Annotated in this window: 3 protein-coding genes; all 3 read right to left on the reverse strand. The window is 34.0% G+C overall.

Annotated features, from left to right (window positions below; all coding sequences use genetic code 11):
- Nucleotides 1-1,547, reverse strand: a 1,547-nt coding sequence (locus tag WBQ70_RS10330; RefSeq protein WP_423913750.1) for a calcineurin-like phosphoesterase C-terminal domain-containing protein, incomplete at its 3' end; no start/stop codon positions are given.
- An 11-nt stretch (nt 1,548-1,558) separates the two neighbouring features.
- The gene (locus WBQ70_RS10335) at nt 1,559-2,995 is read right to left on the reverse strand and encodes a SusD/RagB family nutrient-binding outer membrane lipoprotein (protein ID WP_423913752.1); all 1,437 of its coding nucleotides are present in this window, start codon (nt 2,993-2,995) and stop codon (nt 1,559-1,561) included.
- Nucleotides 2,996-3,005: 10 nt separating this feature from the next.
- Nucleotides 3,006-6,179: SusC/RagA family TonB-linked outer membrane protein (locus WBQ70_RS10340; protein ID WP_423913754.1), on the reverse strand; the 3,174-nt coding region annotated here is incomplete at its 5' end.

Below are 6,179 nucleotides of genomic sequence, written 5' to 3' on the forward strand. Positions count from 1 at the left end.
GAACTTGTTTCAACGAATTCCTTTCCATACATATCAGTAGCTTTTACTTCGATTTTATGTTCACCAACATCTAGTTTTGTTGGTATCTCCGCTTGCCATAGATGTTTGCAAATGATAGGATTTGAGGAACGGCGTCCAGCCATCAATTCAGTTTTAGTATCCCATTCATTAACTAAGGAAACATACGATGGGTCGTGCTCTTTTACATAATTCATTGGTTTCCATTCACCTCCATCAATTCGACACCGTACAATATCGTTTGAATTTCCCATAAAAAAATTGGCATAAATTCCTGCATGTGTTTTACGTCCTTTAGCGACTACTTTTGGAGCAAAAATTTCTATTTGAAACTCCTTCGGTTTATTGGCAACTTTATAATCCACTTTATATTGATTACCGTTAAAATGAATAAAAGCATAGCCTTTTGGTGTACCATCACGCATCGTTGAAATAGGAATCCCTTTTTCATCTAATTTTCCAGAATACCAATCTCCAGCAGTTGTCCCAACATTGTATTCATGATGTGGTTTCTCTTGAAGCCAACCTTCTTCTTTACCAAAGAAATCTTGACGCTGAATGTGAGTATGTGCTGAAAGTGATAACGTGTAAGGGAAATCTTTAAGCAATTTGAATAAGGTATTGCGATCTTCATCTCTGAAGGAATCATCTTCAGGTTCACTCAACGGAATATGAAATGCCAATACAATTAAATAATCTTTTGGGACATGTTTCAAATCATTTTCTACAAAATTCAACTGATCTTCCCGTAAGCCACCCCAATAGCCTTGCGAATCTCTGGGATCTGGGTACAATATATCATCCAATACGATAAAATGGACTTTCCCACAATTAAAGGCATAATTTGCAGGCCCAAAATGAGCTTCGTAAGTTTCATCACTTAGATTATCTGTTTTTGCATCAAAATTCATGTCATGATTCCCCATGACATTGTACCACGGGATTTCAACTGCTTTTACAGCTTCTATATAAGGAGTGAACAAACTTAAATCGTTGCCTACTAAATCACCCAAACTAAGACCAAAGGAAACATTCTTTATGGCTTCCACTTCAGAGACAATTCCTTTTTTGAAATAGGCAACTTCTTCTAAAGTGTACGGTTGCGGATCACCAAAAACAAGGGTGGTGAATTCTTCAGTTTCGTCTTTTTGGATTAATCCAAAGTCCACCGATTTAGGCAATTTTCCAGTAGGAGCAACCCCTTTGAATTTTAAATCCGGAGAACCATTTGGCTTATAGTTATAAAAAAATTGAGGCAAATTATTAGCATTAGTTGCCACCAAATACCCTGAAGGTTTAATAACTGAAATAATATTATCAGTACCTAATGGGAGTTCGTATTTTCCGTTTTTATCCGTTAGAACAACTTGCTCTCCATTGGTCACAGAAACATTTTCAATACCTAATTCTTTAGATTCTTTTTTATTGTTTTTGTTTAAATCATTAAATACATAACCTGAAACTTTATTTTGTGCTGAAATACTAAATGTTACGAGTAAAGCACTTACACATAAAAATGTTTTTTTCATCTTTTTTTAAATTAGTTATCCCACCAAACGGTTGTGTTAATATTATCTGGTCCACCTAACATCTCCACAGCTTTTTTATAATTTACTGCATTCTTAATTTGAACATTCGTTGGATAAAAAAAGCGAGAAGGCATTTTTTTATCGTTAAGCATTGCATCAGTGGTTGGTAAAACTGGTAACCCTGTACGTCTGTATTCAAACCATTGTTGGTAATCTACAAAATAGAGTGCATAATATTTTTGAAGCATTATTCGATCCAAAGTACCATTGTAGGCCGCAGCCGCATTATCAAAATAATTAGTGGGCATTACTGCTTTTAATTGTTCGATACCTGCTTTCACACCGTTTTTATAATGAGTTTCTGCATCCGTAAAATAACCACGTTGTGCTAATTCAGCTTTAATAAATTCAACCTCAGCATACGTTAAAAGGAAAATTTGCATTGGGTTTTCTACTTGTGTAATATTATAAGTAGAAGCATCATAAGTAAACTGAGATTCAGGTCCATCAAATCCACTAGGAATTCCTTTATATCCTATATCCACTTTGTCTACAATTCTGGTGGCAGTAGTAGCAATGAACGGTAATCTTGGATCTTGAAAACTGTTTAAGTTGTCTATGAAAAAAGAGCCAATTTTAACATTCAATCTAAAATCTTGTGGTCTTCCCCACGGAGAAACATTCGGTGTAACGCCAGTAACTTGTAAGATTGCTGATTCTGCTGTGGTTGTAAATACAGGATAAGTGGTAGGATTATTGACCATTGCTGTTAATTTTTGAAAAGCATTGGTTTCTGTCCTATTTGAGATGCGTAATAAAAGTCTTAGATGCAAAGAATTGGTGAATTTTTGCCATTTTTTGACATCGTTATTGAAAAGAATGTCGCTTGCGTAAGGCATCACTTTTTTAGTGTCATACATCGCATTTGCTTTTTCCAAGTCGGCTAAAATGGTTTCGTATATAAATTCTTGAGAATCAAAAGCAGGATATAATATTCCCTCTTCGCCTTTTACAGCATCTGTCATAGGTACAGGACCAAAGAGATCTGTCAAGTTAGAATATACTAAAGCATTTAATGTTAAAGCTATGGCTTCATAGTTTTTATCTTCAGCTTTTACTGATGCTGTGCGCATATCTTTAATATTATTCAGCCATTTGTAATAGGTGCTCCAAGATGAATTACCAATATTTTGACTAACGTCATAACGATGAAGTCCACCAGAAACACTTGGGAAAGGAACTGAAACTTGCATTAAATCAAAATTGATATTTGCACTACTCGTAGCGTTATGGCTGGCTATGCCATAAATAATAGGATTGATTAAGGAACCAGGGCTTATATCTACAATACGAATAGGATCTTTGTTAATTTCTTCAAAATTACCTGTACAAGACGCTAGTATATTTAGACAAAGAAATGTACATACTAAATATTTTAATGTTTTCATTTTTTTTATATTATAAATTTACTTTTAAATTAAAACCATAAGTAGCAGGAGAAGGCATTTGCCCCATCTCAATACCAGGTAAAATAGTATCCCCATTTAAAGCTGCTGTTTCAGGATCATAAATAGGAAAATCAGATAGCATGGCTAAATTTCTTCCAAAAACGGATAGACTTAAACCTGTAAGTCCCATTTTTGCTACTAGTCGTTTAGAAAAATCAAATTGAATGCTTACTTCTCTTAATTTTACAAATGAAGCGTCAAAGGAATTGGATTCTATATTAGCACGACGGTAATAACTTGCATACCAATCTGGTGTTATTGCTTTGGTTGTATTTGGAGAATAAGAACCATCTGCATTTAAAACCACACCGTCCCCAATAATAAAACCTTCTTCACGACCCATGTAAGTAGAGGTTAATTTTCCTTGTTCCATGCTTTTGTGATGCGTTTGGGAATAAATTATTCCTCCATACTGACCATCTATCGTAACATTCAATGTTACATTTTTGTAACGGAAACTATTATTCAATCCAGCTTTCCAGTCTGGACTGGCATCACCTATGTATTGAACATCGGTTGGGGAAACTGGTAAACCTTTATCATAAACAATTTTTCCCTCAGGTGAACGTAAAAAACCATAACCATAAATAGCTGTAGTTGTACCACCCACTTTTGCTAACAATGTGGCTGTTCCACCACTGCCAATCACTTGCTCATTGTTAATACCATCTGCAAGAGATAGTAATTTATTCCAGTTTTTAGACCAAGTTAATGTGCTAGTCAAACCAAAATTTTTATTTTTTATAATTTTCCCTCCCAATGTTAATTCGATTCCACGATTACGGACTTCACCTGAATTCAAAATTGCGTTGCTATATCCTGTTGTGATATCTAAAGGCACTGAGGTAATTTGGTTTTTTGTATTTGTTTCGTAAACCGTCGCATCAAGATTAATTCTGTTGTTAAAAAAACGTCCTTCAATACCTGTTTCATAACTCGTGGTTATTTCTGGCTTGAAATTAGCATTATATAATTCCGTACTTAATGAAGCAGAACTTGGGAAATTATTAGGTTCATAATATTTACTTGTTTTATATGGCTCTGTATCATTACCTACTTGAGCATAAGAGAAGCGGTATTTTACGTAATTTAATGCTTCGGGTAAATTGAAAATTTCTGAAATGATGAAACTCGCATTAGCAGATGGATAAAAGAACGAGTTATTCTTTATTGGTAAGGTGCTGGACCAATCGTTTCGTCCTGTAAGATCTAAAAATACTTTATTGTCAAATGATACTGTTACTAATCCATACAGACTATTTACTTTTTTATTTCTATCATCCGGTCTTACAATGGCATTATTTACACCATTGGCTATTTTATATACATCTGGTACAACTAAGCCATCTACAAAAGCATCTGTTCTGCGGTATTTGTAATCCATTGCATTTCCTCCTAAGGAACTAGAAAATGAAAGTTTTTTGCTGCTATTACTATCATAACTCAATAAAAAATCGGAATTTAATTCTTGCTTCCAAATATCTTGTGTTTCATAAAACCCTTTTTTATAACGGTTGATACTATAGGGACGTCTTTGTTCTCTTTCTTGGAAATACGTATTTATGGAAGTTCTTAGCATTAATTTTAGATGAGAAGCTAATTGAATTTCGCTAAAAATATTCCCCACTATTTGATTGCTTGCTAAAGGATTTGTAGCCTCGTAAGCAATTAAATATGGATTGTCAATAAAAGAACTAAAAGGTTGAATTTGTTGAATTTGGTTTTGTCCTTGTTTCCAAATAGGTTTATACCAATTTAAATCTACATTGGGATTTTGAAAAATCATAAAATAAGCAATAGAGCCATTATTATATCCTGTACTAGGTAAATTATCACTGGTTCTATTGTTATAGTTTATGACAGATCCAATTTTTACATGTTGTGAAACTTGATAATTTGTATTTATTGAAGCTGTAATTCTTTCATAACCTGTATTAGGCATAATCCATTCGTTTTTAGAATGTCCTAATGAAAGACGCATAGAACCTTTATCATCACCACCTTGAATAGAAATGTTATTATTAGTAGTAATTCCAGTTCTCCAAAAATCTTTTCGATTGTCTGAATAAGGCTGCCATAATTCACGTTGAGCAGATTGTCCTTCTAAAGTTGGATCGTACTGGAAAAAAGATTGGTCTTTGAATTCAGGTCCCCAAGCACTACTTGTACTTCCTGTATTAGCTCCATCTGCTGAAGCAATATATGAATAATATGGATTTCCTTGTTTATCAAAACTTTTTCCTGTTCCTTGTCCGTATTTATATTGCCAATCAGGCCAACGCTGAATGACATCAAAACTCACACTTGAGTTGTAATTAATTCCCAAACCTTTAGATTTTGTTCCTGATTTTGTAGTAATAATTAAAGCACCATTGGCAGCACGACTTCCATAAAGTGCGGTAGCTCCAGGTCCTTTTAGTACAGTTACACTTTCTATATCTTCTAAATTCAGGTCAGATATACCGTTACCATAATCTATCGGAGAATCTTCACCAATATAAGAGTTAGAGGAACCAGATGTTGTCATTTCACTGTTTACTGGAACACCATCTACAACTATAAGTGCATTATTGCCTTTGGCGTCTAAAGAGTTATTTCCCCTTAACGTTATTTGTTGCGAATTTAATGGTCCAGAACCTGATGATATAATGTTTAAACCTGCTACTTTACCTTGCAATCCTGAAGACCAGTTGTTAGGCATCGTTTGTGCCAAAGTTTCTTTTCCAATAGTAACTTGAGAAAAACCAAGTTTTTTCTCTTCTCTTTTAATCCCTAATGCAGTTACCACCACTTCATTTAAGGCATTAACATTCTCTTGTAAAATAATTTCTTGAACTGTTCCTAGAGTTGCTGCAACAGTTTGAGTGATGTATCCCATATAAGAAACCTCCAAGGAAGCGTTTTTATTGGATAATGTTAGCGAGAAATTACCATCGAAATCAGTAGTTGTACTGTTTTGAGTTCCTTTTTCCATGATAGTAGCACCAGGTAGAGAAAAACCATTTTTATCAACTACTTTTCCTTTGCAAATTATTTGAACAGTAGATTTTAATACGGTAATTGTATTATTTAAAGTTTTAAACTGAAATCCACTACGTTCGGAAATTTTAGCTAATACGCTTTT

This window comes from Flavobacterium sp., assembly GCF_049590715.1.
In the GTDB taxonomy this organism is placed as follows: domain Bacteria; phylum Bacteroidota; class Bacteroidia; order Flavobacteriales; family Flavobacteriaceae; genus Flavobacterium.